Source organism: Izhakiella capsodis (assembly GCF_900115045.1).
In the GTDB taxonomy this organism is placed as follows: Bacteria; Pseudomonadota; Gammaproteobacteria; order Enterobacterales; family Enterobacteriaceae; genus Izhakiella; species Izhakiella capsodis.
The window spans coordinates 286,637-311,619 of sequence record NZ_FOVC01000002.1 but is presented as its reverse complement, the minus strand read 5'-3'; the positions used below and the strand labels follow the sequence as shown (position 1 = coordinate 311,619).

Annotated in this window: 22 protein-coding genes and 1 other RNA gene; 6 read left to right on the top strand and 17 right to left on the bottom strand. The window is 52.0% G+C overall.

Features of this window, described 5'->3' with window-relative positions; all coding sequences use genetic code 11:
- Nucleotides 1-73 precede the first annotated feature (73 nt).
- Nucleotides 74-1,012 carry a LysR family transcriptional regulator gene (locus BM191_RS04800; RefSeq protein WP_092875684.1) on the top strand — a complete coding sequence of 313 codons (939 nt, stop codon included), beginning with the start codon at nucleotides 74-76 and terminating at the stop codon, nucleotides 1,010-1,012.
- Here BM191_RS04800 and BM191_RS04795 read toward each other — a convergent pair.
- The 6 genes from BM191_RS04795 to xerD all read right to left on the bottom strand — a co-directional run bounded on the left by BM191_RS04795 (nucleotide 987) and on the right by xerD (nucleotide 9,360).
- Nucleotides 987-2,156, bottom strand: a complete 1,170-nt coding sequence (locus BM191_RS04795) for an MFS transporter (protein ID WP_092875682.1) — start codon at nucleotides 2,154-2,156, stop codon at nucleotides 987-989. The two genes, BM191_RS04800 and BM191_RS04795, sit on opposite strands and share 26 nt — an antisense overlap.
- Nucleotides 2,157-2,720: 564 nt before the next feature.
- Nucleotides 2,721-4,241, bottom strand: coding sequence for a lysine--tRNA ligase (lysS, locus tag BM191_RS04790; RefSeq protein ID WP_092875680.1), 1,521 nt, complete (start codon nucleotides 4,239-4,241; stop codon nucleotides 2,721-2,723).
- Between the two features lie 9 nt (nucleotides 4,242-4,250).
- Nucleotides 4,251-5,349, bottom strand: a protein-coding gene (prfB, locus tag BM191_RS04785; protein ID WP_143088789.1) for a peptide chain release factor 2 whose coding sequence is annotated in 2 segments (ribosomal slippage) — nucleotides 4,251-5,273 and nucleotides 5,275-5,349 — 1,098 coding nt in all. Because the reading frame shifts where the segments join, the coding sequence is not laid out codon by codon here.
- Nucleotides 5,350-5,984: 635 nt separating this feature from the next.
- Nucleotides 5,985-7,709, bottom strand: a complete 1,725-nt coding sequence (gene recJ, locus BM191_RS04780; protein WP_092875678.1) for a single-stranded-DNA-specific exonuclease RecJ — start codon at nucleotides 7,707-7,709, stop codon at nucleotides 5,985-5,987.
- Entirely contained in the window at nucleotides 7,706-8,413 is a 708-nt protein-coding gene (dsbC, locus tag BM191_RS04775) for a bifunctional protein-disulfide isomerase/oxidoreductase DsbC (protein WP_092875675.1), read from the bottom strand. Before dsbC ends, recJ begins: the two co-directional genes overlap by 4 nt.
- Nucleotides 8,414-8,466: 53 nt before the next feature.
- Nucleotides 8,467-9,360, bottom strand: coding sequence for a site-specific tyrosine recombinase XerD (gene xerD, locus BM191_RS04770; RefSeq protein ID WP_092875673.1), 894 nt, complete (start codon nucleotides 9,358-9,360; stop codon nucleotides 8,467-8,469).
- A 124-nt stretch (nucleotides 9,361-9,484) separates the two neighbouring features.
- Here xerD and fldB point away from each other — a divergent pair, with 124 nt between their 5' ends.
- Complete coding sequence (fldB, locus tag BM191_RS04765) at nucleotides 9,485-10,003, top strand: flavodoxin FldB (protein ID WP_092875671.1); 519 nt, start codon at nucleotides 9,485-9,487, stop codon at nucleotides 10,001-10,003.
- A 1-nt stretch (nucleotide 10,004) separates the two neighbouring features.
- Here fldB and BM191_RS04760 read toward each other — a convergent pair whose 3' ends face one another.
- Nucleotides 10,005-10,412 carry a protein YgfX gene (locus BM191_RS04760; protein ID WP_092875669.1) on the bottom strand — a complete coding sequence of 136 codons (408 nt, stop codon included), beginning with the start codon at nucleotides 10,410-10,412 and terminating at the stop codon, nucleotides 10,005-10,007.
- A complete protein-coding gene (gene sdhE, locus BM191_RS04755; RefSeq protein WP_092875667.1) occupies nucleotides 10,393-10,659 on the bottom strand; it encodes an FAD assembly factor SdhE in 267 nt (88 codons plus the stop codon). Before sdhE ends, BM191_RS04760 begins: the two co-directional genes overlap by 20 nt.
- A gap of 224 nt (nucleotides 10,660-10,883) precedes the next feature.
- Between sdhE and ygfZ the strand changes: the two genes are divergently transcribed.
- Nucleotides 10,884-11,873 (top strand): tRNA-modifying protein YgfZ, encoded by a 990-nt coding sequence (gene ygfZ / locus BM191_RS04750; RefSeq protein WP_092876167.1) that lies wholly within the window; start codon nucleotides 10,884-10,886, stop codon nucleotides 11,871-11,873.
- A gap of 27 nt (nucleotides 11,874-11,900) precedes the next feature.
- Here ygfZ and trhA read toward each other — a convergent pair whose 3' ends face one another.
- The 8 genes from trhA to BM191_RS04710 all read right to left on the bottom strand — a co-directional run bounded on the left by trhA (nucleotide 11,901) and on the right by BM191_RS04710 (nucleotide 22,223).
- A complete protein-coding gene (trhA, locus tag BM191_RS04745; protein WP_092876165.1) occupies nucleotides 11,901-12,554 on the bottom strand; it encodes a PAQR family membrane homeostasis protein TrhA in 654 nt (217 codons plus the stop codon).
- 497 nt (nucleotides 12,555-13,051) lie between these two features.
- On the bottom strand, nucleotides 13,052-15,925 hold the full coding sequence (gcvP, locus tag BM191_RS04740; protein WP_092875665.1) for an aminomethyl-transferring glycine dehydrogenase: 2,874 nt from the start codon (nucleotides 15,923-15,925) through the stop codon (nucleotides 13,052-13,054).
- Nucleotides 15,926-16,003: 78 nt separating this feature from the next.
- The gene (gene gcvH / locus BM191_RS04735) at nucleotides 16,004-16,390 is read right to left on the bottom strand and encodes a glycine cleavage system protein GcvH (RefSeq protein WP_092875663.1); all 387 of its coding nucleotides are present in this window, start codon (nucleotides 16,388-16,390) and stop codon (nucleotides 16,004-16,006) included.
- Nucleotides 16,391-16,415: 25 nt separating this feature from the next.
- Nucleotides 16,416-17,513: a glycine cleavage system aminomethyltransferase GcvT gene (gene gcvT, locus BM191_RS04730; RefSeq protein WP_092875661.1), complete on the bottom strand. Its 1,098-nt coding sequence runs from the start codon at nucleotides 17,511-17,513 to the stop codon at nucleotides 16,416-16,418.
- Nucleotides 17,514-17,901: 388 nt separating this feature from the next.
- The gene (gene ubiI / locus BM191_RS04725; RefSeq protein ID WP_092875659.1) at nucleotides 17,902-19,101 is read right to left on the bottom strand and encodes an FAD-dependent 2-octaprenylphenol hydroxylase; all 1,200 of its coding nucleotides are present in this window, start codon (nucleotides 19,099-19,101) and stop codon (nucleotides 17,902-17,904) included.
- A 9-nt stretch (nucleotides 19,102-19,110) separates the two neighbouring features.
- On the bottom strand, nucleotides 19,111-20,289 hold the full coding sequence (ubiH, locus tag BM191_RS04720) for a 2-octaprenyl-6-methoxyphenyl hydroxylase (RefSeq protein ID WP_092875657.1): 1,179 nt from the start codon (nucleotides 20,287-20,289) through the stop codon (nucleotides 19,111-19,113).
- Between the two features lies 1 nt (nucleotide 20,290).
- Entirely contained in the window at nucleotides 20,291-21,604 is a 1,314-nt protein-coding gene (gene pepP / locus BM191_RS04715) for a Xaa-Pro aminopeptidase (RefSeq protein ID WP_177203292.1), read from the bottom strand.
- Between the two features lie 40 nt (nucleotides 21,605-21,644).
- Entirely contained in the window at nucleotides 21,645-22,223 is a 579-nt protein-coding gene (locus BM191_RS04710) for a YecA/YgfB family protein (RefSeq protein ID WP_092875655.1), read from the bottom strand.
- Nucleotides 22,224-22,394: 171 nt separating this feature from the next.
- Between BM191_RS04710 and zapA the strand changes: the two genes are divergently transcribed.
- The 3 genes from zapA to BM191_RS04695 all read left to right on the top strand — a co-directional run bounded on the left by zapA (nucleotide 22,395) and on the right by BM191_RS04695 (nucleotide 23,646).
- Nucleotides 22,395-22,724 carry a cell division protein ZapA gene (gene zapA, locus BM191_RS04705; protein WP_092875653.1) on the top strand — a complete coding sequence of 110 codons (330 nt, stop codon included), beginning with the start codon at nucleotides 22,395-22,397 and terminating at the stop codon, nucleotides 22,722-22,724.
- Between the two features lie 40 nt (nucleotides 22,725-22,764).
- A non-coding RNA gene (ssrS, locus tag BM191_RS04700) (6S RNA) lies at nucleotides 22,765-22,948 on the top strand.
- Nucleotides 22,949-23,037: 89 nt separating this feature from the next.
- Nucleotides 23,038-23,646: a 5-formyltetrahydrofolate cyclo-ligase gene (locus BM191_RS04695; protein WP_092875651.1), complete on the top strand. Its 609-nt coding sequence runs from the start codon at nucleotides 23,038-23,040 to the stop codon at nucleotides 23,644-23,646.
- A gap of 35 nt (nucleotides 23,647-23,681) precedes the next feature.
- Here the strand turns inward: BM191_RS04695 and serA are convergent, their stop codons facing one another.
- On the bottom strand, nucleotides 23,682-24,920 hold the full coding sequence (gene serA, locus BM191_RS04690; protein ID WP_092875649.1) for a phosphoglycerate dehydrogenase: 1,239 nt from the start codon (nucleotides 24,918-24,920) through the stop codon (nucleotides 23,682-23,684).
- Between the last annotated feature and the right edge of the window lie 63 nt (nucleotides 24,921-24,983).

Below are 24,983 nucleotides of genomic sequence, written 5' to 3'. Positions count from 1 at the left end.
ATTACGCCATAAAGATTTAATATCTGAAAATATCCTTTTTATGCAATACTATTCATATTTGATATGGTAAAAAATGGCCAGCGTTAGCCACAGGCATATAGAAATTTTTCATGCAGTCATGACCGCCGGTAATGTCACGGCAGCGGCCGCTCTGTTAAACAGCTCGCAGCCGACAATCAGCCGCGAGCTGGCCCGGCTAGAAAAGCTGCTGGGTCTGCAACTGTTTACTCGCAGCAAAGGGCGCCTGTTTCCAACCGCTCAGGCGTTACAGCTCTTCGAAGAGGTACAACGTTCATGGTATGGGCTTGATCGGATCCTCAGCGCCGCCGAAGGGCTACGCGCCTTCCGCCAGGGGGAGCTGTCGCTGGTTTGCCTGCCGGTATTTTCTCAGTCTTTACTACCGCTGCTGTGCCCGTCGTTTATGGCACAGTATCCCGAAGTCAGTCTGAATATTATTTCGCAAGAGTCTCCACTGCTGGAGGAGTGGCTGTCTGCGCAGCGTTATGATTTAGGGCTAACTGAAACCATGCAGACACCGGTCGGGACGCAGCGCACACCGCTGTTTACCGGCAATGAGGTCTGCGTTCTTCCGCCAGGACATCCGCTTGCACATAAGGCCGAGCTGACCCCACAAGATTTTCACGCTCAGAACTATGTCAGCCTGTCGCGCCAGGACAGCTATCGCCATTTGCTGGATGATTTATTTCAGCAGCATCAAATACAGCGCCGGATGATTATGGAAACCCACAGCGCGGCATCGGTTTGTGCAATGGTTAAAGCAGGCATCGGTATTTCGGTGGTCAATCCGCTAACCGCACTTGATTATGCCGACAGCGGGCTGAGGGTCAGGCCCTTAAGCATAGCGGTACCTTTTACCGTCAGCCTGATCCATCCCTCGCATCGTCCAGCCTCAGCGCTGGTCACAACCTTCAGCAACCATTTACAAACGCATATCGGTGCCGTAGAGCAGCGGCTGAGGCAGCTACTTAGTCCGTGCAAGCCATCACCGTAGCATTACCGCCCTGCTTACGAAAAGTTAACAGACAAAGGAACAGCCCTATTAATGCCATTACCGCGGCGGCAACCGGCACCGCGGTCAGACCAACCCCCCCCCCTATTACCGCACCGCCAAGCCAGGCACCGAGGGCATTGCCGATATTAAATGCCGCAATGTTTAGTGTTGAGACGAGGTTAGGCGCATCGGCACCGTGTCGTACCACATTAATTTGTAGCCCCGGAACTGTCGCAAAGGTGGCCATTGCCCAAAGAAACAGCGTTATTTCCGCCAGCCAAAGGGCATGGCTGGTCCAGCTGAAGAGCAGTGAAAAAAACGTAATCAGTGAAAAGCTAAGTATCAGGCTGAATGACAGACGCCAGTCGGCCAATCTGCCCCCCAGGACGTTACCCGCCGTCAGTCCGGCACCAATCAGAAGCAGCGTCCAGCTGACGCCGCGATTGCTGACCCCGGTGACCTGCAACAGCAATGGCGCAATATAGCTAAACAAAGCAAACATCGCCGCGGCGAAAAACACGGTCATCAGCAGCGACAGCAATAATTTACCGTTGGCTAATGCGCGAATTTCCCTCGACAGTTCAAGCGGTTTTTCCTCACGATTAACCGGCAGGCTAATGAGCAAGGCAATAAACGCCAGCAAACCGATAGCCATCACCGCCCAGAACGTTGCTCGCCAGCCGTAAAGCTGACCAAACCAGGTCCCTAACGGAACGCCGAGCACATTTGCCAGCGTCAATCCGGTAAACATCAACGCCACCGCCTGCGCCTGTTTGTTGGGAGCAACCAGCCCGGCAGCAACCACGGCACCGATGCCAAAAAAAGCGCCGTGACAAAGTGCGGTGATCACTCTGGCCAGCATCAGCAAATGGTAGCTGTAAGCCAGGGCGCAGAGCATATTGCCGATGATAAAAATAGACATCAGCAGCAGCAGCGTACGCTTGCGCGGCAGGTTAGCGGTCAGCAATGCCATAATCGGCGCACCAATGGCGACGCCAAGCGCATAGCCGCTAATCAGCCAGCCAGCGGAAGGAATCGATACTGTTAAATCACTGGCAACCTGCGGTAGCAACCCCATAATGACAAATTCAGTGGTGCCAATGGCAAATGCACTTAGTGCTAACGCTAACAAAGAAACAGGCATCTGACACGCTCCAAATCAGGTTTAAGCAATACAACCAGGCAGCCTTAGTTGCATAAAGAACAATTGTTGAACATTCTTTTGATCTAAATCACATTCGACAGGGATTTAAACACAGGAATGGGATCGGTTACAGCACGTTCGCAGCAAGAAAGTGCTGTCCCGGAGGCAATAATCCGTCGCGTTGCCACCCTACCGGACGACGGCATACCGCGGAATTAAGGCTGATCAGATGCGGATATCGGCTTTATCAGGTTCGACGCCACCAGAATTGGCCTGATTATCACCTGACTGATGGGGGGATAGCAGATTCTGCCTTACACCGGTAAAGCGACAACATCACCGGTTTCCAAGCGTCCGAACAATGTGTCAATTCTTCTTATCGGCTATGTTCAGGGTGTAGCTGCGGGAGAGGTGTACATTCATGATGTTTTGCTCAGGCTATCGGTGTGAAACGCTCCGCAGGGCGAATGATATTTATCATCCGCTCGCCAGTGGCAGACATTCGCTGCGGAAATACATAGAAAAAGGGGGGGTAAAACCACCCCTTATCAGGTCAGCGTAAGCTTATTTACCCAGTGGACGCAGCGCCGGGAACAGGATGACATCGCGGATAGTATGGCTGTTGGTCAACAGCATCATCAGACGATCGATGCCGATGCCGAGACCTGCGGTCGGCGGCATACCGTGCTCCAGAGCCACAACGTAATCCTCGTCATAGAACATCGCTTCATCATCGCCAGCTTCCTTCGCATTCACCTGCTGCTGGAAACGCTCGGCCTGATCTTGTGCATCATTCAGCTCGGAGAAGCCGTTGCCGATTTCACGACCACCAATGAAGAACTCAAAACGGTCGGTAATTTCAGGATCCACATCATTACGCCGCGCCAGGGGAGAAACCTCGGCCGGATATTCGGTAATAAAAGTCGGCTGAATCAAATTAGCCTCAGCGGTCTCTTCAAAAATTTCGGTTACTACGCGACCCAGACCCCAGCTTTTTTCAACCTTGATACCCAGCGTCTGCGCAATAGCCACGGCCTTATCGAAGTTATCGAGATCGCTAAGTTCAGTTTCCGGGCGGTATTTTTTTATCGCTTCGCGCATGGTGAGCTTTTCAAACGGCTTGCCAAAATCGAAGAGGTAATCGCCGTAAGTAACCTGAGTTGAACCAAGTACATCTTGTGCCAGCGTGCGGAACAGGCTTTCAGTCAGCTCAATCAGGTCTTTATAATCTGCATACGCCATGTATAGCTCCATCATGGTGAATTCAGGATTATGACGCGGTGAAATACCTTCGTTGCGGAAGTTGCGGTTGATTTCAAATACCCGTTCAAAACCGCCAACCACAAGGCGTTTGAGGTAAAGTTCAGGCGCAATACGAAGGTACATATCGATATCCAGCGCATTGTGATGGGTGATGAAAGGACGCGCCGCTGCGCCGCCGGGGATAACCTGCATCATCGGGGTTTCAACTTCCATAAAGTCACGGCCAACCATGAAACTGCGGATTGCCGCCATGATTTTTGAACGAATTTTGAAAGTAGCGCGCGATTCATCGTTGGCAATCAGATCAAGATAACGCTGGCGATAGCGCGTTTCCTGGTCGGCCAAGCCGTGGAACTTATCCGGCAGCGGACGCAGGGCTTTGGTTAACAGACGAAGTTCACTACAGTGGATAGAAAGCTCACCGGTTTTTGTTTTGAACAATTTTCCACGGGCGCCGAGGATATCGCCGAGATCCCATTTTTTAAACTGGTCGTTGTACTCGCCTTCCGGCAGATCATCACGGGAAACATAGAGCTGAACCTGTCCGCCAACATCCTGTAGGGTAACGAAAGACGCCTTCCCCATAATACGGCGGGTCATCATGCGTCCGGCTACGCTGACTTCAATGCCCAGCGCTTCCAGCTCTTCGTTCTGCTTATCATCCCAGGCTGCATGCAGCTTATCTGAGGTGCTGTCGCGACGAAAATCATTGGGAAACGCAATGCCACCTTCACGCAGCACGCTCAGCTTCTCACGACGAGCTTTCAGTTCATTATTAAGATCGAGTGCGACATCAGCACCTTGCTGTTGTTGTTCAGACATATCGATTCCTTATAGCCCTGCTTTTAGACTTGCTTCAATAAAACGATCCAGGTCGCCATCCAGCACGCTCTGGGTATTACGGGTCTCCACGCCAGTGCGCAGGTCTTTAATGCGGGAATCATCCAGCACGTATGAGCGGATTTGGCTACCCCAACCGATATCGGATTTGGTGTCTTCCAGCGCCTGCTTTTCTGCGTTCTTTTTCTGCATTTCAAGCTCATAAAGCTTTGCTTTCATCTGCTTCATCGCTTGATCTTTGTTTTTATGCTGAGAACGGTCATTTTGACACTGGGTCACGGTGCCGGTAGGAACGTGGGTAATACGCACCGCAGACTCGGTACGGTTGACATGCTGACCACCGGCCCCGGAGGCGCGATAGACGTCAATACGCAGGTCAGCCGGATTAATCTCAATATCAATATCGTCATCCACTTCCGGATAAATAAATGCAGAGCTGAAAGAGGTATGACGCCGACCGCCTGAGTCGAACGGACTTTTACGAACCAGTCGGTGGACACCGGTTTCTGTGCGCAACCAGCCAAAGGCATAGTCACCCTGAATACGAATGGTCGCTGATTTTATGCCGGCGACTTCACCTTCAGACTCTTCAATAACTTCCGTTTTGAAGCCTTTATCCTCAGCCCAACGTAGATACATGCGCAGCAGCATATTGGCCCAGTCCTGCGCTTCGGTGCCGCCTGATCCAGCCTGGATATCCAGATAGCAATCCGCGCTGTCGTATTCACCGGAAAACATGCGACGGAATTCAAGCTCACCCAGTTTCTTCTCAAGGAGATCGAGTTCGGCAACCGCTTCGTTGAAGGTCTCTTCATCTTCTGCTTCCATCGCCAAATCCAACAGGCCGGAGACATCCTCCAGCCCCTGTTTCATCTGATCGAAGGTTTCGACAATCACTTCCAACGTTGAGCGCTCTTTTCCCAGCGCTTGCGCACGTTCAGGCTCATTCCATACGTCTGGCTGTTCCAGCTCGGCATTTACTTCTTCCAGACGCTCTTTCTTAGCATCGTAGTCAAAGATACCCCCTAAGAACGTCGGAGCGTTCAGTGAGGTCCTGGATGCGATATTTTACCGGATTAATTTCAAACATGACTTTGGGATCTTTTTTGATGGTCGTTATGACAATGAAGTAACCGGTGATTTTACCCCAAAGTAGCGCAGGATTGTAGCGTTCTCATCACCGCAGGCAGGCGATGTGACGTCCTGATACAAATGTTCTATTCCCTCGTTACTTATTCGGATACAGCGCACTAAAACTGAAATCAATCAGAAATTTTCAGATCTACTGGTAAATAATACGACACCCGATTTTCAGGGAAGTTGGATTGTTTTGATGACAATATATTGAGTTTTGAAAATTTATATGACAATGATGAGTGTCATATTATCACCTTTATAAATTCAAACAAAGACAATAAAATTCAATTAGATATATATATCAATAAAGAGTCAGACAAACCTGTTTCCTTTTATAATGATCATTTTAATTGTTAAGTGTAATCATGAGAGAGAAGGCAGCAGTAAACAGACAAACATTAAATTTTACAAAGTGCCAATAATTAGTCGAAAGCAGTAGCCTGCATCTATCCGTGACACCGCAACAATTTGCCTTATCGTTGATTACTCATTGATAACAGAAAGGGATTTCGTCATAACGCGACAGGCAAACTGAGCATCACCGTATTGCAGACGGCAGAAACCGTCTGCCGCCTGCACCTTAGTCGCTTACAACGCCCAGAGATGCTCAACAATCAGCTGAAGGTTGCGATTACCGCGAAACTCATTGATATCAAGCTTATAAGCCATCTCAGCCCGTTTTATGCTGGGGTCGGGCCAACACGCGGTATCAACGTTAAACGCTATACCGTCCAGTAGAGGACCACCAACAATGGGTTCAATCATCATTTTGAGATGACGCCCTCCCACCAGGCGCTGCTGTAATATTTTGAATTTACCGTCAAATATCGGCTCAGGAAAAGCTTGCCCCCAAGGACCGCCTTCGCGCAGTGATTCTGCGGTTGCCAGCGTCATTTCACTGGCGGATAACTCGCCATCTGACCAGATGACGCCTTGTAAAGCAGCGTCATCCAGCAGCTGCTGCATCAGCATGGAAAAATGATGACGGAAATCATTAAATTTAGCCGCATCCAGTGACAGTCCGGCCGCCATGGCATGACCACCAAACTTGATAATCAGACCGGGATTTAGCGTATCCAGCCGCTCCAGAGCGTCGCGCATGTGCAGGCCCTGAATGGAGCGGCCCGAGCCTTTCAGTATACCCTCCCCTGCTGGCGCAAAAGCGATCACCGGGCGATGAAACCGCTCCTTCAGACGCGAGGCCAGAATGCCGATGACGCCCTGGTGCCATTCCGGATGAAAAATAGCCAGCCCGAGCGGTAACGCTTCGCTGCTCCGCTCGATGCTGTTACATAGCGCCAGCGCTTCAGATTGCATCCCCTTTTCTATTTCTTTCCGCGTCTGATTTAGCGCGTCCAGCTCAGCCGCCAGCATGCGCGCTTCGGCAAGGTCTTCCGTTAGCAACAGCGATACGCCAATGGACATATCGTCGAGTCGCCCGGCGGCATTAAGGCGCGGGCCTAAAGCAAAACCCAAATCGCTGGCAACCAGCGAGCGCATATCGCGCCTTGCAATCTCAAGCAGGGCGCGAATTCCCGGCCGACACTGCCCGGCACGTATTCGACTCAATCCCTGCCAGACCAGAATGCGATTATTGGCGTCCAGCGGTACAACGTCCGCCACCGTGCCAAGTGCGACAAGATCGAGAAGTGCAGCGAGGTTAGGCAATGGGTTGACGCCGCTGTCGCGCAGGCGCGCACGCAAAGCCAGCATCAGATAGAACGCAACGCCAACGCCTGCCAGCGCCCGTGAAGGGAATTTGCACGCCTCAAGATTAGGATTAACAATCGCCGCCGCCGCTGGCAGGGTATCACCCGGCAGGTGATGGTCGGTTATCAGTACCGGAATGTCTTTTAGATTTGCACATTCAACGCCAGCATGAGAGGAAATACCGTTATCGACAGTGACAATCAATTGCGCGCCACGGGCGGCGGCCTGTTCCACCACCTCCGGACTAAGACCGTAACCGTCTTCAAAGCGATTGGGCACCAGAAACTGTACGTTACGCCCGCCCATGCTGCGCAGCGCCAGTACCATCAGAGCGGTACTGGTCGCACCGTCAGCATCAAAGTCGCCCACCACCATGATGTTGAGATTATCTACCAGAGCCTGTTGTAAAACGGTGCAGGCACGCTCTACACCATGAAGGCTATGGTAGGGATGTAGGAATTTAACGCCTCGCTCAAGCTCGCTGGGCTGGGTGACGCCCCGCTGGGCATACAAGCGATGAAGCAACGGAGGAAGCGACGTATTCTGCCATCTGGCCTCCGCCGCCTGACGACGGCGAAGCTGCTTAGTAAAACCATTTGTCATTCGCTGGCACTTTTCTGGCTATCAAGGAAAGTTTTGAGCGCCTGTGGCCCCTGATAACCGGGGATTAACGTCCCATTTTGTAGCAGGATCGCTGGCGTTCCCTGTATTCCATAGAGAATTCCGAGTCTGTACTGACGGGCGAGATCCAGATTGCAAGAGACCGGCTGTGGTTTTGCCCCCTTCATCGCCTCGTCAAAAACTTTATTACGATCGGCAGCGCACCAGATAGACTTCATCTCTTTTTCCACTTCACCGCCAAGTCCTTCGCGTGGAAAAGCCAGGTAGCGAACGGTGATACCCAGCGCGTTATAGTCGGCGATCTGCGAGTGCATTTTACGGCAATAGCCGCAAGTGATATCAGTAAATACCGTAATAACGTGCTGCTCCTTTGGCGCTTTATACACGATCATATCGGATTTCAGCGCTTCAACTTTTTTATCGAGCAGCTGATTAGTGACATTCACAGGCTGGCTACCACTGACGTTATACAGCGGCCCCTGTATGAAATATTTACCGTCATCAGAGACATAAAGCACCCCGCTATCCGATAATACCGTTTTCATTCCTCGCAGCGGAGAAGGTTGTATCTCGGTTTGCTTTAATCCCAACTTGTGCAGCGACTGCAGGATCGCGGCATCATCGGCGTGAGCGACGCCGCTGGTCATCGCCATAAGAAGAGAAAGCAGCAAATAAGGTTTTTTCATGGTGGTTCCTTTATTTATACCTATATCGTTCTTTTGCGGCACGTCCATGCGCGCTACGCTCGGGGATGATGTTGTTGATGTAACCGTCGCAGTCGCTCGGTGGCGACGTGCGTATAAATCTGGGTGGTTGACAGGTCACTGTGACCTAACAACATCTGTACAACGCGTAAATCAGCGCCATGATTCAATAAATGAGTGGCAAAAGCATGACGCAATACATGAGGTGAAAGTTTATCACCGTCAATGCTCGCCAGTGTGGCGTAATATTTAATCCGATGCCAGAAAGTTTGTCGCGTCATCTGCTGTGCACGCTTACTGGGGAAAAGCACATCAAGGGGTTGCCCGTTAAGCAATAAAGGGCGCCCGTATGCAATGAACTGTTCGATCCAATAAACCGCTTCTTCTCCCAGCGGCACCAGACGTTCTTTATTGCCCTTACCTATAATGCGCACCACGCCTTGGCGTAAACTAACATCACTCAGCGTCAACGCCACCAGCTCGCTAACTCGTAAACCGGTGGCGTAGAGCAATTCCAGCATAGCTTTATCACGCTGTTCAATGGGATCGTCACTGCCTGGAGCCTGTAGCAATCGTTCGACCTGCGCTTCACTGAGATCCTTCGGTAAACGCTGAGGAAGCTTAGGTGACGCCAGCAATGCACAGGGATCGTCATCGCGTATTTTTTCGCGCCACATATATTGAAATAAACGCCGCATGGCGCTCAGCTGACGTGCTGAGCTGGTGGCTTTATAGCCGCCCTCCAGGCGTTCAGCGAGAAAGAGTTGCAGCGTTGCACTGTCCACCTCATTAAGTGTATGGTTCTGATAGGCCAGCCAGTCGGTCAGCGTGCGCAAATCCTGGCGATAAGCCGCAAGCGTATTTTGCGCAAGGTTTCGCTCAATCCACATCGCGTCGAGAAACTGTTCAGTGAGCGCGCGATCGTCCATTTGCTTTCCTCTACTTTGGTTACCGCCCGCCATTACTGTGGCGACATTCGTGCGCATTATGCCTCAGAAGCACGCGATTCTGATACACTCGGCACAGGCGTATGATTTACAGAGTTGTTTTACCATGAAAATTGGTCTGTTTTACGGTTCGAGCACCTGTTATACCGAAATGGCTGCGGAGAAAATCCGCGATATTATTGGCGAAGAGCTGGTAACGTTGCACAATCTGAAAGACGATCCTCCCTCCCTGATGTCGCAATACGATTTACTGATTCTGGGTATCCCCACCTGGGATTTCGGTGAGTTGCAGGAGGATTGGGAGGCTATCTGGACAGAGATCCCAACCCTAAATTTACGCGGGAAAGTGGTTGCACTTTATGGAATGGGCGATCAGCTCGGCTATAGCGAATGGTTCCTTGACGCGCTCGGTATGCTTCACGATCTGCTGACGCCAATGGGCGTGCAGTTTATCGGTTACTGGCCAAATGAAGGCTATGAATTTATCAGTACGAAACCGTTAACGCCGGACGGTAAGCAGTTTGTCGGGCTGGCGCTCGACGATGTGAATCAGTATGACCTGAGTGATGAAAGGCTGGCAAGCTGGTGTGAGCAAATACTGACGCAAATGGCCGCAAAGCTGTAGTTTATTGCTTTGCGGATACATTAAGCAGCTGCATATGCAGCCGCCGCCAATCGCGCGTAGACATACTATCCTGCATCAGCCAGAGATGCTCGCGTTCACCGCTCTCGCTGCGTAGTGTCAGTAAGATCGCCTGCTGACCTACCCAAGGGCGACCTATTATATTCCACCGCTGATTACGCCAGTACAGCTGCCTGTCCAACAGCAGCGCAATAGCACCCTCACATCTGCTAATGCGGTACTGACTGCGAACCGACTCTCGCACCACCAGAATCAGCAGAACAATCCACACTAAGGTATAATGATTCGGCCAGGGGGCCAGCAGCAGTGCCATCATCGCAACGCCATGCAGCACCAGCGACAGCCGCTGCGCTTGCCAAGAGACACGAAGATCAGATTGCCACAGCACCACGTTGCTTATTTCGCTCCCGAATCAGACAGACGATGCGTTTAAGCCCGGGCTCATCCGGTTCACCATGATTCATCAGCCAATTAAACAGGTCCGGATCCGGATGTGCCAGAAGCTGGATAAACAGCTGCTTATCGCTATCACTTAGGCCGTCATATTCAAAGCGGAAGAAAGGCATAATGGATATATCCAGCTCCAGCATCCCGCGTCGACAGGCCCAATGAATTCGTGCTTTATCGTTAATATCCATAACCCGCAGACTCCTTTTATACAAAACGATTACCAAGTGTAGCGTGCTTTTATTCGCGCAATGCAGGACAATCCCCTCTTTGCGCAGCCGGTCGCAAAGACCATGCCATTTAACGGCCATCATGCTATGTGTGCCACAAAGTGGGGAAACTGGTTGCAATGGCAGTCGGCTATTTTACCATTAAAGTAGATTTTACTCGCTTCCGATTGATTCAGGATAACATCATGACCCGTATCGTCTTTCCTCCTCGTCACCCCACAACTTCGGCGCGTTTGTCTCTCACGCTCATCTCCCTGGACGGGTGGGCGCTGGTTAACGTCAGCGGGCCGGATGCTGCCAACTACCTGCAAGGACAATTGACACTTGACGTCGTTGCGCTGCAAAAAAATCAGCATCGTCCGGTGGCGCACTGTGATGCAAAAGGTAAGATGTGGAGCAATCTGCGTCTGTTCTGGCGTGGTGAATATCTCGCCTATCTGGTGCGTCGGAGCGTAGTGGAGAAGCAGATAGCGGAGCTGAAGAAGTATGCGATTTTCGCCAAAGTTACCATCGTGCCGGATGAAGGCGCCGTAGTTCTTGGTCTTGCTGGCTCCGGCGCTCGTGAAGCACTAAGCCAAATTTTCAGCTCACTGCCTGATGCAGAAAATCAGGTGGTCACCGACGACGAAACCACGCTGCTCTTTTTCAGTCAGCCTGACGAGCGCTTTCTGCTGATTCTTCCCGTACAAAAAGCCGAGGAGTTTCAGAAAATGTTGGGCAAAGAGGCCCAACTCAATGACAGCCAACAGTGGCTGGCACTGGATATCGAAGCCGGACTACCGGTACTCGATGCGGCGTCCAGCGAGCAATTTATCCCACAGGCGGTTAATTTACAGGCGCTGGATGCCATCAGTTTTAAGAAAGGCTGCTACACCGGACAGGAAATGGTGGCACGGGCTAAATATCGGGGAGCGAATAAACGCGCGCTGTACTGGTTGAGTGGACAAGCCAGCCGGGTTCCACAAGGCGGTGATGCGCTCGAGATGCAGATGGGTGAAAACTGGCGTCGTACCGGCACTATCCTGAGTGCAGTAAGACTGGAAGACGGTGAACTCTGGCTCCAGGCGGTGCTGAATAACGATTTGGAGGCTGATACTATCCTGCGTGTACAGGGTGATGAGGGCGGCGCTCTGCGGATCCAGCCTCTACCCTACAGTCTGTCTGAGAACAGCTGAAATAAATGCGGGAGGCGTTCTCCCGGTTTATTTGACGTAAAGATAGATAGCAAAGAAATGACTGGCGCTACCGCCCAGTACAAAGCCGTGCCAGATAGCATGGTTATAGGGTATTCGTTCAATCACGTAAAAAATAACGCCCAGCGAATAGATCACCCCGCCAATAGCCAGCAGCCATACGCTCCACGGCGGCAGCTTCATCGCCAGTTGATATATCATGACAAGCGACAACCAGCCCATCGCCAGGTAGGTCATTAGCGATAACGTTTTAAAGCGATGGACAAATACCATTTTAAAAATTATTCCCATCAGCGCCAGCAGCCACACCACCACCATCAGCGCATACGCCAGGGGGGATTTAAGACCAACCAATAGAAATGGGGTATAGGTACCGGCAATCAGCAGGTAAATTGCGCAGTGGTCTGCCTTTTTCAACCAGCATTTAGCCCGCTGACAGGGGATGCCGTGGTAAAGCGCTGATGCCAGAAACAACACAATGATGCTGCCCCCATAGAGCGAATAGCTGACGATAGCCGTGGTCCCCTCTTTGAGTTCAACCGCCTGCTTCAGCATCAGTACCAGTCCTATCATTCCCAGCACGCAACCAATGCCGTGACTGATGCTGTTGGCAATCTCTTCAGCCAGAGAATACTCCTCTCCCAGTACAGAACTTTCAGCCATACACATCATCTCCACTTGATAGATTACTACAGCGACTGCCTGCCCGACTTCTGGCAGCCACATGAGCGGAACGTTCAAAACTGAACCAGCTTATCCGAGCAGCATTTTAGTGTACACGTGTACGCTAAAAATAGATTGTAAGTTTTCGATGCTATCGCTAACGCAGATAAAAAGATAAACACATACCCGCGAGCAATCCTTCAGCAGCCACACGCACTATCGCAAAAAAAAAAGGGAGTAAGGTTCCCACCCAGGCCACCACGAGGGTTTACGATTTATTAAGCGATGAGACAGCATAAGAGGTTGCGCTGATACTGATAATCGAATTGTTGCGCGCAGCGTTCAGGATTTCAGCGAGTCACTGAAGAAAAAGTCACGCCTTTGTTCGCCAGTCTGTTAAGGTCTGTACCGCTTATCATTGGATAACTAAACTATTCAGGTAGGAGATTAAGTCATTAAAAAGCCCGGATAAACCGGGCTAAATAGTGAATCAGCGCTTACTGATAATCACTCATCGGCACACAGGCGCAGAACAGGTTACGGTCACCGAATACATCATCCAGACGCTTAACCGTCGGCCAGTATTTATTCTCACTGCCCGCCGGAAACACTGCGATTTCCCGGCTATAAGGATGCGGCCAGTCGCCAACGATCTCCATTTGAGTATGGGGTGCATTCACTAAAGGATTGTCCTCAAATGGCCACTCACCCGCCGCTACACGATCAATCTCCATGCGGATTGCCAGCATGGCATCAATAAAGCGATCGAGCTCAACTTTGCTTTCGGATTCGGTTGGCTCAACCATCAATGTCCCTGCTACCGGAAAGGACATCGTTGGCGCATGGAAACCATAGTCGATTAGGCGCTTGGCAATATCCAGTTCGCTGATGCCGGTGCTCTCTTTCAACGGCCGAATGTCGAGAATACATTCATGAGCGACACGCCCGTCCTGGCCGGTATAAAGTACAGGATAAGCGGAAGCCAGACGCGTCGCGATATAGTTGGCGTTAAGTATCGCGACCTGGCTGGCCTTCCTCAGCCCTTCAGCCCCCATCATGCGAATATACATCCAGCTGATCGGCAAAATAGACGCGCTGCCGAACGGCGCGGCAGACACCGCGCCCTGCTGCGTCAGCACACCGTCGATCTGTATCACGCTGTGGCCGGGTACAAAAGGTGCCAGGTGTGCCTTCACACCGATGGGGCCCATACCTGGGCCGCCGCCGCCGTGAGGTATGCAAAAAGTTTTATGCAGGTTCAAATGCGAAACGTCGGCACCAATATAGCCGGGCGTCGTGATGCCAACCTGAGCATTCATGTTGGCTCCATCAAGATAGACCTGACCGCCGTAGTGATGAACTATCTGGCAAACCTCGCGGATGGTCTCTTCATACACGCCGTGGGTGGAAGGATAAGTCACCATAATGCAGGAAAGTGCATCGCCAGCAGCTTCGGATTTCAGGCGCAGATCGTGCAGGTCAATGTTGCCCTGTTTATCACAAGCGACTACCACCACGCTCATGCCAGCCATCTGTGCCGAAGCCGGGTTCGTACCATGAGCGGAACTTGGTATCAGGCAGATATGACGCTGATCTTCATGGCGACTTTCATGATATCGACGGATTGCCAGCAGTCCGGCATATTCCCCTTGCGCGCCGGAATTTGGCTGCATGCAGAGCGCATCATAGCCCGTCAGCTGCACCAGCCACTGTGAAAGCTGGCCGATCATTTGCAAGTAACCTGCCGCCTGATTAGCCGGACAGAACGGATGAAGATCGGCGAACTCCGGCCAGGTAATCGGGATCATTTCCGCCGCCGCATTGAGCTTCATCGTGCAGGAGCCCAGCGGGATCATCGCCTGATTCAGGGCCAGATCTTTGCTCTCAAGACTGTGCATATAACGCATCATTTCGGTTTCGCTATGATAACGATTAAATACCGGATGAGTCAGTATTGCGTCCTGGCGAAGTAACGCAGCGGGGAGCGACGGGGTTGCTCTGAGTAGCTCTTCGTCAAGCGTATCAATATCAAGCCCGTGATTGTCTCCCAGCAAAATTGCAAACAGCCTCGCGATGTCTTCCCGGGTGGTCGTTTCATCAAGGGTAACCGCCACTGCTTGATGAATATCGGTGCGAAGGTTCACGCCGAAGTCGAGTGCCCGCCCCAAAACCGCCGATTTATCATCGACTTCAACGGTAAGCGTATCAAACCAACAGGCATGGCGCAGCGTCATGCCAGATTGCATCAAACCGGCAGCCAGAATAGCGGTCAAACGATGAATGCGGGCGGCAATGCGCTTCAGGCCGATCGGTCCATGATAGACCGCGTACAGTCCGGCGATATTGGCCAGCAGCACCTGAGATGTACAAATGTTAGAGTTCGCTTTTTCACGACGAATATGCTGCTCGCGTGTCTGCATTGCCATGCGCAATGCGGTGTTGCCAGCGGCATCGCGGGAGACGCCTATAATGCGTCCTGGCATCGAGCGCTTGTGCTCATCGCGTGCAGCGAAGAATGCGGCGTGCGGTCCGCCATAGCCCATCGGAACACCAAAACGCTGCGCGGAGCCAAAAACAATGTCTGCGCCCTGCTTGCCCGGAGCATCCAGCATCACCAGCGCCATAAAATCGGCAGCCACGCTGACCACCACTTTCCGCGCCTTCATATCAGCAATCAGCGAGCGATAGTCGTGCACTTCGCCGGTGGTACCAACCTGCTGCAGCAGCACACCAAACAGCTCCTGATGCTCGCGCGCTTTTTCCGCTTTATCGACCAAAAGCTCAAAACCGAAGGTGTGGGCGCGGGTACGCATGACATCCAGCGTCTGGGGATGCACATCATCAGCAATGAAAAATTTATTCGCCTCTTTCAACTTACTGATGCGTTTGGCCATCGCCATCGCTTCCGCGGCGGCCGTCGCCTCATCAAGCAACGAAGCCGAGGCAACATCAAGACCAGTCAGATCAATGGTGACCTGCTGAAAGTTAAGCAGCGCTTCAAGACGGCCCTGAGAAACCTCAGGCTGATAGGGTGTATAAGCGGTATACCAGCCAGGGTTTTCCAGCATATTGCGCAGGATAACTGGCGGTGTCAGTACCGGGGTATAACCCATGCCGATATAGGTTTTATAACGCTGGTTCTGACTGGCAATCGCTCTCAGTTCAGCCAGCGCCTGGTGCTCAGTCAACGCGTCGCCGATTGCGGCTGGCGCGGGAAGCTGAATATCTACCGGCACAATGCGGGCCGTCAGTTCATCGAGGGAGCGAGCGCCTGTAACCTGTAGCATTGCGGCCTGCTGCTCGGCAGAAGGACCAATATGGCGATCAATAAAGGCACCGTTATGTTCAAGCTGGCTGAGTGTCTGAGTCATTAGCGGTCAATCCTGATACGGGCTTGGGTACGATGAGTGGTCAATACACCGGGCTTTTGCACCCGGTGTGGCAATAAATCACGCGTCAATAGAGGCTTGATACGCATCCGCGTCCAGCAGCGTATCCAGCTCGTGTTCATCGCTGGCTTTAAGGCTAAACAGCCATCCTTCAGCGTAAGGCGCACTGTTAATCAGCTCTGGCTCGGCTTCAAGCGAATGATTAACGGCGACAACTTCGCCACTGATCGGTGCATAGATATCAGACGCAGCCTTTACCGACTCCGCTACGGCGCAATCATCACCAGCGCTGAAGGTCGCGCCAACGTCCGGGAGATCAACAAACACCATATCACCGAGCAGCTCCTGGGCGTGTTCAGTGATGCCTACGGTGAAAGTACCGTCCACTTCTTTACGGACCCATTCGTGACTTTCACGATATTTAAGTTCATTTGGCACATTGCTCATTGCCTGGCTTCTCCTAACAATAAAATTACTGGGCGACCGGCTTACCGGCACGAACAAAAACGGGTTTAGTCACTTTTACGGGTATTTCGCGATTGCGGATCTGAACGATGGCCTGTTGGCCAATGCCAGACGGAACGCGCGCCAGTGCAATACTGCAACCGAGCGTTGGTGAATAGGAGCCACTGGTAATTACGCCTTCCGCAGCGCGACCATCGTTAGCGATAAAGCGCACCGGCAGTTCATTACGCAGAACGCCTTTATCCGTCATGATTAAGCCAACCAGCAGCGGGGTTCCCTGCTCACGCTGGGTTTCTAAAGCGGTACGACCGATAAAATCGCGCGACTCAGGCTGCCAGGCAATGGTCCAGCCCATATTGGCTGCCAAGGGTGAAACGTTTTCATCCATTTCCTGACCGTAAAGATTCATTCCTGCTTCAAGACGCAGAGTGTCACGGGCACCGAGTCCAGCAGGCTTAACGCCAGCCGCTACCAGTTGTTGCCAGAGCGCTGCCGCCATCTGCTGCGGTAGCGCAATCTCGTAGCCTGACTCACCGGTATAACCGGTAGTAGCAATAAACAGATCGCCTGCCTGTACGCCGAAAAATGGCTTCATACCGGCAACGGTTTCGCGCTGGGCATCACTCAACAGAGTGCGCACTTTTTGCTGAGCGTTCGGCCCCTGCACGGCGATCAACGCCAGATCGTTGCGTTCAGTTAAGATGACACCATAGGCTTCAGCATGACTGCGGATCCAGACGAGATCTTTTTCCCGCGTTGCCGAGTTAACCACCAACCGAAAATAATCTTCGGTCATAAAATAAACGATGAGATCATCGATGACCCCACCCGAGGCATTCAGCATAGCGGTATAAAGCGCCTTACCTGGCTGCGTCAGCTTTGCCACGTCGTTTGCCAGCAGATAACGCAGAAATTCACGCGTGCGCGCACCATGTAGATCGACAATCGTCATATGAGAAACATCAAACATACCGGCGTCATTACGGACCGAGTGGTGCTCATCCATCTGTGAACCGTAGTGCAATGGCATCATCCAGCCATGAAAGTCCACCATGCGGGCGCCGCATATCTGATGCTGTTCGAACAGGGGAGTATGCTGAGTCATCGTCATTTCCATTAGCCAGGATTTTTTCAGCCGGGTTTGCGCTACGCAAACGTTACCTTTTCACTGACGTTACCATCGTTCACCGCGTATAACCATAAGATAAACGAGGGTGAGATGAGAAAACCGGACTCCCCCACGTACGCAATTCTTCAGGGTTTTCCACTGGGTTAGTGTGTTTTTATACGCATATAACATGGCACAGAGCCGTGATTGCAGACAATTGTTAAATCTAACGTCGTTAATAGCGAAAAAATGACTCCAGAGGCTGAATGGTCGCATTAAAAAATGTAATTCGAATTGACGAGTAAAATTAGATTATTTCAAATGAGCGCCTGGAATCAGAGATAAAAAAAGGCCTGCAATGCAGGCCTGATTAAATATGCTTTCCCTAACGCAGCCAGTCCGGCAGATCCTGTAACCCCATCGCCTGTTTAACCAGTTTTTGCTTTACACCAGGCAGCTTGTCTGCCAGTGTCAGACCGATATCACGAAACAGTTTTTTAGCTGGATTTTGACCAGCGAACAGCTCGCGAAAGCCCTGCATACTTGCCAGCATCAACGCCGCACTATGCTTGCGGCTGCGCTCGTAGCGCCGCAGATACAAATGTTCGCCAATATCCTTGCCTGCACGCTGCAAGCGACGCAGTTCACCAATAAGCTCGGCGGCATCCATAAAGCCAAGATTCACGCCCTGACCCGCCAGTGGATGGATGGTATGAGCCGCATCGCCGATTAATGCCAGTCTGTGCGCAGCAAAGCTTCGGGCAAAACGGCCCATTAGCGGGAAAACCTGGCGCTCGCTTTCCAGCTCACACAAGCCAAGACGCGTATCCAGGGTCACCGCCAGATGCTGGTTAAACAACGCTGCTGGCATTGCCTGCAAGCGGGCTGCCTCTTGTGGCGGCAGCGACCAGACGATAGAGCACAAATGTGGATCACTAAGAGGCAAAAACGCCAGAATACCGTCACCGTGAAAAACCTGACGGGCAACGGAGTGATGTGGTTCATCCGTTCGAATGGTTGCGACCAGCGCATGATGCTCGTAATCCCAAAACGACAGTGGAATGTCAGCTTGATCCCGTAGCCAGGAATGCGCACCGTCAGCGGCAATCATCAGCCGGGCGGTCATCATGTTACCATCCTGCAAGGTTAGAAAAGCTTCGTTATCGCCAAAGGCGACCTGCTGCAAACTGGCGCCTGCGACTAACGTCACATCGCTTAGCTGGCTGACGCGTTGCCACAACGCGTGGTGGATCACCTGATTTTCAATGATATGCCCAAGATGGCTGATCCCTTGATTATCATCATCGAAAACGATATGCCCGAAGCTGTCCTTATCCCATACGTCCATACCGTGATAGGGTGCCGCCCGCTGGGCGATGGCATCCCATACGCCCAGATGCTGCAACAGGCGCTCGCTGGCAGCATTAATCGCGGATACACGCAGCCGTGGTGTGGGATCACTAAGTGGCGCAGGCGCTTCATCACGCTCAAGAACCGCTATCCGTAACCCACCGCCCTGCAGTCCGCAGGCAACCGCCATGCCAACCATACCGCCACCGGCAATGACAACATCATAAGATTGCATAATCTCTCCTCAACGCTGAACCCAACCCAGCGTCCGGTCTGCCAGTCGGCGACGTAGCAGGGAAAAATGATCCATCGCCAGCAGCCCAAGATTGCGACCGACCACTAGCGGCAGATGATGATTGGCAAAAACACGTACCAGACTGTCAGTCAGACTGATGGTTGCATCAGCATCATTCTGACGCCGCTGATGATAGCGTTGCAATACGGCATAGCTGCCCGGATCTTCGCCGGCCCGCCAGGCGTCGGTGATCGTTTCCGCAAGTGACATTACGTCGCGTAGTCCGAGGTTAAAGCCTTGCCCGGCGATGGGATGTAAGGTTTGTGCAGCATTACCGACCAGCGCCAGCCGGTGCCCGATACGCTGCGAGGCACGTGATAGCGTCAGAGGATAACTGGCCCGCTGCCCTACGGCAGTAAAAGCACCCAGCCGCCAACCAAAAGTTTGCTGCAATTGGCGCAAAAAACGGCCATCACTCCAGGCATCCACCTGCTCACGATGGATCAGAGGATGACACCAGACAAGCGAACTACGTCCTTCTGACATCGGCAGTAGCGCCAGTGGGCCATGTTCAGTGAAGCGCTCGAAAGCCCGTCCACGATGCGATTCTGTACTGGTTACATTGGCGATGATTGCAACCTGATCGTAAGGTTGCTGCTGCCAGCCCAGACCGCAAGTCTCAGCGACAGCGGAACCGCTACCGTCAGCAGCGATGATCAGCGAACCGTTGACCACCCCACCGCTGTTCAGCGTGACCTTGACCTGTCTGGTGTCGCGTTCAATTTGAACGGCGCGATCCGGACAGCATAACAATACGCCACGGGCACGTCGCAGGAGACGAAACAGGCGCTGTCCGACTTCATGCAACTCTACAACCTGACCCAGTGCGCTGATGTCATACTCTTGCGCATTGAGTGTCACAAAACCCGCATGACCGCGATCGCTGACCTGCACTTCACGAATCGCAGTGGCCGCCGTTTGCAAATGCGGCCAAATATTTAGCGCCATCAACTGCTGACAGGTTCCTTCCGCCAACGCAATGGCCCGACCGTCATAGCCTGGATGGCGCCGTGAGTCCGGCTCACTGGCTTCAATCACTGTGACGGGCAGCGTTCCCTGAGAAAGGTGGGAAAGCGCCAGCGCCAATGTAGCGCCGGTCATACCGCCTCCGGCGATGATTACGCTCATATTATCTCGCTGCCGCCATTAGCGCCTCAATCTCTTCAGCTGTTTTAACCACCGTATCTGTCAGATTTTCATTACCATTAGCGGTAATAACGATGTCATCTTCAATACGAATACCGATACCACGATAGCGTTCGGGTACGTCTGCATCCGGCGCAATATACAATCCAGGTTCAACCGTGATCACCATGCCAGGCTCCAGCAAACGATCACGATCGATGCCATAGCGACCGACATCGTGAACATCAAGCCCCAGCCAGTGTGACAAACCATGCATATAAAACTCGCGGTATGCCTGTTCGGCAATGAGTGTTTCAATATCGCCCTTCAGGATACCGAGTTCAACCAGGCCGGTAACCATAATGCGCACCACCGCCTGATTGACGCTACGAATGCTGGTTCCAGGGGCATATAGCGCCAGCGCTTTATCGAGCGAAGCCAAAACAATGTTATAAATCTCACGTTGTGGCCCGCTGAATTTACCGTTGACCGGAAAGGTGCGTGTAATGTCGCCAGCATAACCGTAAAGTTCACAACCGGCATCGATTAACACCAGTTGACCATCCTGCAACCGACTTTCATTTTCGGTGTAATGCAAGATACAACCATTTTCTCCCCCACCGACGATGGTGTTATAGGACGGGAAGCGCGCTCCCTGACAATGAAACTCATGCAGAATTTCGCCTTCAAGTTGATATTCGAAGTGTCCGGGACGACATTTCTGCATGGCGCGTGTATGAGCCAGCGCACTTATACGACCGGCTTCGCGTAAAATCTCCAGTTCACCCGGCGATTTAAACAGACGCATTTCATGCACTATCGGACGCCAGTCCGTCATTGTCGACGGCGCTGCAAGGTTTTGCCGGCTCCCCCTGCGCAAGCGTTCAAACGTACCAAATACTGCAGTGTCAGCAAAATCGTAAAGTCCCTGAGCATGATAAACGACATCCAGGCCATTCAATAGCAGCGGCAGCTGCTGCTCCATCTCATCCCACGCCAGCGCCCGGTCCAGGTTCAGGCGCTCTGGTGCGGCCTGAAGGCCAAGCCGACGACCTGACCAGATCTCGGCGGTTAAATCCCGCACGCGATTAAACAGCACCGTATGACTGTGATGTTCAGCACTTTTGATAACCACTAGTAGCGCTTGCGGTTCGTTAAAGCCCGTCATATACCAGAAATCGCTATTCTGGCGGAACGGATATTCACTATCAGCATTGCGCGTTACTTCCGGTGCGGCAAAAAAGAGTGCGGCACTGGCCGGTGCCATCTGGTCAATCAACTGACGACGACGACGTACAAATTCTTGTGGTTGAATCATCACGACTCCTGAATCAATTTCTGAAATGCTGACACATCATTCAGTGCAGGGTGGGCCTGTTGATCTCTACCGCCTGTGGCTGCGGGTGACAAAAAGTTTCATGACAAAGCAAGGCAGCGACTCTCACATATTCGATCACTTCTTCCAGCGACTCTTCCAGCTCTTGCAGATCTTCATCTTCGTCATAGCCAAGCTGAGCAATAGTACGCAGATCGTCAATGGCTTCGCCGGTTTCACCGGTTACCTTATCCAGGTTAGGTTGCGTAACCCCAAGCCCCAGTAAAAAATTATTCACCCAACCGGCCAGTGCATCGGCACGATCGAATACCGTAACAACTTCGTCGTCTGGCAGCAGCAGCTGAAACTCAAAACTGTCATTAGCCAGGGTAGTAATTATCGTACGATGAAGCTGCTCAACAGGCTGTTTCAACGCTTGCGAAAACGCATTGCCTTCGTTGGTTAAATCGTAAATCAGTGTATACCAGCTGTTATCACGGTTACCGCCGCATATAATGCCGCTGATCAAACCGTGCATTTCCGCAGGCGTCATTCCTATCCCATGCTGACTTAAAGCGGAGGAGAGAGCGGCATAGGCCGGGACTATATTGGAAAGTGACATAGGTAATCATCATCGTTGACGGTTGGAGTTCGTGTTATGCTATCACTATGTGGCTTACGGATTCCAGAAAGGGGGGTTGTTTCTCCCCCCGGGGATATATATAGTGGCGTCCTTCGCAACCTATCGAGTGGACAGAGGTTAGCGGGCGCAGTAATCAGTCAGGAAGGTGGCATGTCTGCACAACCAGTAGATATACAGATTTTTGGCCGTTCTTTAAGAGTAAATTGTCCGCCTGAACAGCAGGATGCGTTAAACGCAGCGGCGGAAGATCTCAATCAACGGTTGCAAGATTTAAAAGTTCGCACTAGAGTCACAAATACTGAGCAACTGGTGTTCATTGCTGCGCTGAATCTTTGCTACGAACTGGCACAAGAAAAAGACAAAACGCGTGACTACGCGGCCAACATGGAGCAGCGAATACGTATGCTGCAACAGACAATTGAACAGGCGTTAGTTGAGCAAGGCCATATCACTCATCGCCAGGGTGCGAATTTCGAATAACACGGCATTGTCCATTGTAATACAGTGACAGTGTTGTCAACTTTCTCTGAGATGTTTGCAAGCGGGCCAGTCCCCTGAGCCGATATTTCAACAGCACAGAATGTGGCGCTCCGTGGTTTGTGCGCATGCCCGGTTAGTCCGGGAAGTCTGATAGCCACGACGACACATTCACCTTGAACCAAGGGTTCAAGGGTTACAGCCTGCAGCGGCATCTCGGAGATCCCTCTTATCCTGCTGGATATCTCATTCAAGTTGTTCTGAATCCCTATCAGAGCGTATTCTGTTCAGCATCAACGCTGAACAGGAGATCGGCATGTCAGTTGCTCTGCATAATCGTCAGGCTATCCGCACCCATATTCGTCATCTGCGTCGCGCTATAGGCGACGACCAGCAGCAGAAAGCGGCTGAGCTGGCAGCTGAGCATGCTCTGGCCCTCCCCCTGGTACAGCAGGCAAGGAATGTAGCCGTTTTTTTTTCCGTGGATGGCGAGATAAATACCCGCCCACTCATCGCACGACTGTGGCATGAAAAAAAACAGGTGTATCTACCGGTACTACACCCCTTCTCACCCGGGCAGCTCCTGTTTTTACGTTACGGTGTTGATACGCCACTGCGTTTTAATCGTCTGGGCATTCCGGAGCCACCGCTGGATATACAGTATCTGTTACCGCTGGATAACCTGGACGTACTGTTCGTTCCACTGGTCGCCTTCGACAGACTTGGACAGCGTCTCGGTATGGGCGGAGGTTTTTATGACAGGACGCTCCAGAACTGGCGTCAACATGGATTTTACCCGTTGGGACTCGCTCACGACTGCCAGTTTGTGGAACAACTGCCCAACGCCAGCTGGGATATTCCACTACCTGCGATAATTACACCGGCGAAGCTTTGGCAATGGGACCTGGCGAGCCAGGCTACATGACAGCCAGACTGCCGTTGCAGTCTGGCTGTTTTAACTTAATAAAGCAGTCGGGCTCTGATGGTACCGGGGATAGCTTTCATCAGCTTGATCGCTTTTTCTGCCTGCTCCTCTTCTGCATCAATATCAATAACGACGTAGCCCATCAGTGGGCTGGTCTGCAAGTACTGTGCGGCGATATTAATGCCCTGTTCGGCAAAAATTTGGTTAATGGCTGTCAACACACCGGGCCGGTTTTCATGGATATGTAATAGCCTGCTGACGGACTCACCGTGCATCGGCAAAGAAACTTCCGGAAAGTTGACGGCGGAAAGCGTTGAGCCGTTGTCAGAGTATTTGGACAGCTTACCGGCCACCTCAAAGCCAATATTTTCCTGGGCTTCCTGGGTTGAACCGCCAACGTGCGGCGTCAACAGGACGTTATCAAATTCGCACAGTGGCGAATTAAACGGATCGCTGTTGGTAGCAGGTTCGACAGGAAATACGTCAATCGCCGCACCAGAAAGATGCTTACTCGCCAGCGCCTGGCAGAGTGCGGGAATATCTACCACAGTGCCGCGAGATGCGTTAATCAGCAGCGCACCGGGCTTAATCATCGCCAGTTCCTGAGCAGCGATCATGTTTTGCGTCGATGGCGTTTCCGGCACGTGCAGACTGACCACATCGCTCATAGTTAATAAGTCGGACAGGTGCTGAACCTGGGTGGCATTACCCAGCGGCAGCTTGTTTTCGATATCGAAAAAGAAAACGTGCATCCCTAATGATTCTGCCAGTACCCCGAGCTGCATACCGATGTGGCCATAGCCAATGATGCCAAGCTTTTTCCCGCGCGCTTCATACGACCCTACCGCCTGCTTATTCCAGATGCCACGGTGCGCTTTAGCGTTCGCTTCAGGAATGCCGCGCAGCATCAATAGCAGCTCGCCGATGACAAGTTCAGCCACCGAACGGGTATTGGAAAAAGGGGCGTTGAATACCGGGATACCCCGTTTTGCCGCCGCATCAAGATCGACCTGATTGGTTCCGATACAGAAGCAACCCACCGCCACCAGCTTCTCCGCGGCGGCAAATATCTCTTCGCTCAGCTGAGTTCGCGAACGAATGCCAATAAAGTGCGCATCCCGCACCGCCGACTTAAGCGCTTCGCTGTCGAGCGCGCCTTTATGAAATTCAATGTTTGTATATCCTGCTGCACGCAGACTGTCCAGCGCACTGGTATGAACCCCTTCCACCAGCAGAAATTTAATTTTGTCTTTATCCAGTGATACTTTTGCCATTTCCCAACCCTATAAGCTGACTGCAAAAAAAGAGTGCTGGCCTCATCCGGCAATTTATTAAAT

Excerpts from the sequence above, each read along its gene's own strand:
- BM191_RS04800 (WP_092875684.1), top strand. The coding sequence starts at position 74 with ATGGCCAGCGTTAGCCACAGGCATATAGAAATTTTTCATGCAGTCATG.
- BM191_RS04795 (WP_092875682.1), bottom strand. The coding sequence starts at position 2,156 with ATGCCTGTTTCTTTGTTAGCGTTAGCACTAAGTGCATTTGCCATTGGC.
- lysS (WP_092875680.1), bottom strand. The coding sequence starts at position 4,241 with ATGTCTGAACAACAACAGCAAGGTGCTGATGTCGCACTCGATCTTAAT.
- recJ (WP_092875678.1), bottom strand. The coding sequence starts at position 7,709 with ATGACAAATGGTTTTACTAAGCAGCTTCGCCGTCGTCAGGCGGCGGAG.
- dsbC (WP_092875675.1), bottom strand. The coding sequence starts at position 8,413 with ATGAAAAAACCTTATTTGCTGCTTTCTCTTCTTATGGCGATGACCAGC.
- xerD (WP_092875673.1), bottom strand. The coding sequence starts at position 9,360 with ATGGACGATCGCGCGCTCACTGAACAGTTTCTCGACGCGATGTGGATT.
- fldB (WP_092875671.1), top strand. The coding sequence starts at position 9,485 with ATGAAAATTGGTCTGTTTTACGGTTCGAGCACCTGTTATACCGAAATG.
- sdhE (WP_092875667.1), bottom strand. The coding sequence starts at position 10,659 with ATGGATATTAACGATAAAGCACGAATTCATTGGGCCTGTCGACGCGGG.
- ygfZ (WP_092876167.1), top strand. The coding sequence starts at position 10,884 with ATGACCCGTATCGTCTTTCCTCCTCGTCACCCCACAACTTCGGCGCGT.
- trhA (WP_092876165.1), bottom strand. The coding sequence starts at position 12,554 with ATGGCTGAAAGTTCTGTACTGGGAGAGGAGTATTCTCTGGCTGAAGAG.
- gcvP (WP_092875665.1), bottom strand. The coding sequence starts at position 15,925 with ATGACTCAGACACTCAGCCAGCTTGAACATAACGGTGCCTTTATTGAT.
- gcvH (WP_092875663.1), bottom strand. The coding sequence starts at position 16,390 with ATGAGCAATGTGCCAAATGAACTTAAATATCGTGAAAGTCACGAATGG.
- gcvT (WP_092875661.1), bottom strand. The coding sequence starts at position 17,513 with ATGACTCAGCATACTCCCCTGTTCGAACAGCATCAGATATGCGGCGCC.
- ubiI (WP_092875659.1), bottom strand. The coding sequence starts at position 19,101 with ATGCAATCTTATGATGTTGTCATTGCCGGTGGCGGTATGGTTGGCATG.
- ubiH (WP_092875657.1), bottom strand. The coding sequence starts at position 20,289 with ATGAGCGTAATCATCGCCGGAGGCGGTATGACCGGCGCTACATTGGCG.
- pepP (WP_177203292.1), bottom strand. The coding sequence starts at position 21,604 with ATGATTCAACCACAAGAATTTGTACGTCGTCGTCGTCAGTTGATTGAC.
- BM191_RS04710 (WP_092875655.1), bottom strand. The coding sequence starts at position 22,223 with ATGTCACTTTCCAATATAGTCCCGGCCTATGCCGCTCTCTCCTCCGCT.
- zapA (WP_092875653.1), top strand. The coding sequence starts at position 22,395 with ATGTCTGCACAACCAGTAGATATACAGATTTTTGGCCGTTCTTTAAGA.
- BM191_RS04695 (WP_092875651.1), top strand. The coding sequence starts at position 23,038 with ATGTCAGTTGCTCTGCATAATCGTCAGGCTATCCGCACCCATATTCGT.
- serA (WP_092875649.1), bottom strand. The coding sequence starts at position 24,920 with ATGGCAAAAGTATCACTGGATAAAGACAAAATTAAATTTCTGCTGGTG.